Origin of the sequence: Acrocarpospora catenulata (assembly GCF_018476525.1) — a bacterium.
GTDB lineage: Bacteria > Actinomycetota > Actinomycetes > Streptosporangiales > Streptosporangiaceae > Acrocarpospora > Acrocarpospora catenulata.
This window is the reverse complement of the sequence record NZ_JAHCST010000160.1, coordinates 1-1,030: the sequence shown is the minus strand read 5'-3', so window position 1 is coordinate 1,030 and position 1,030 is coordinate 1. Positions and strand designations below refer to the sequence as shown.

2 rRNA genes are annotated in these 1,030 nt (G+C 59.9%); both read right to left on the bottom strand.

Features of this window, described 5'->3' with window-relative positions:
• Positions 1 to 420, bottom strand: a 23S ribosomal RNA gene (locus tag KIP79_RS46175); the annotation flags it as partial.
• A gap of 495 nt (positions 421 to 915) precedes the next feature.
• Positions 916 to 1,030: ribosomal RNA gene (locus KIP79_RS46170) — 16S ribosomal RNA — on the bottom strand; the annotation flags it as partial.

The following is a 1,030-nucleotide window of genomic DNA, read 5'->3' as shown; positions in this document are numbered from 1 at the left end:
ACCGGGCTCTCACCGTCTACGGCCACCCTTCCCAGAGTGTTCGACTATCCCGCTGATTTCTCACTGTCCGGAAGAACGGCAGCTCTTCCAAGAAGGTCCCACAACCCCGCATGCGCAACACCTGCCGGCTATCACACACATACGGTTTGGCCTCATCCGCTTTCGCTCACCACTACTCACGGAATCACTCTTGTTTTCTCTTCCTACGGGTACTGAGATGTTTCACTTCCCCGCGTTACCACCAACCGCCCTATACATTCAGGCGGAGGCAACACCACATGACTGGTGCTAGGTTTCCCCATTCGGACATCCCCGGATCAACGTCTGGTTGGCGACTCCCCGAGGCTTAACGCAGCCTCCCACGTCCTTCATCGGCTCCTGATGCCAAGGCATCCACCGTGTGCCCTAAAAAACTTGGCCACAAAGATGCTCGCGTCCACTATGCAATTCACAAACAACAAACAGCCAACCGATACAGACCCGCCACCAGACCACCAGCTCGCCGAAGACCCCCCACCCACCCGCCCCAAAAGAGCTGAAAGGTAAGAAGCCTGCCGACCGCCGACGCGGTATGACGGAAGACCGGTCCCGTCCCAGAAGAAACACCAACCCCTAAGGGGTCTCAACACACAGGCCACCGTTGCTGGTGGCCTGGATGCCGAACGGTCCGTTTCCTCAGGACCCAACAGTGTGCCCGAACCGGCCGAACCCCCGACCTGGACGCTCCCACTCCCAGCCGCCCTCCCCAAGAGGAGGGCACCTAGGCGGTACTAGCCCGGCGGCAATCCAGCCGATCCGAATAGCCAGTGCTCCACTAATGAGCGTCGCCGTGCATCAGACGTTCGCTGATGGTCACGGCATGGGCCACACGAACCAGACAAGAGTGTCTGAGACGCGTAGCCGAGTGCTCCTTAGAAAGGAGGTGATCCAGCCGCACCTTCCGGTACGGCTACCTTGTTACGACTTCGTCCCAATCGCCAGCCCCACCTTCGACCGCTCCCCCCACAAGTGGTTGGGCCACGGGCTTCGG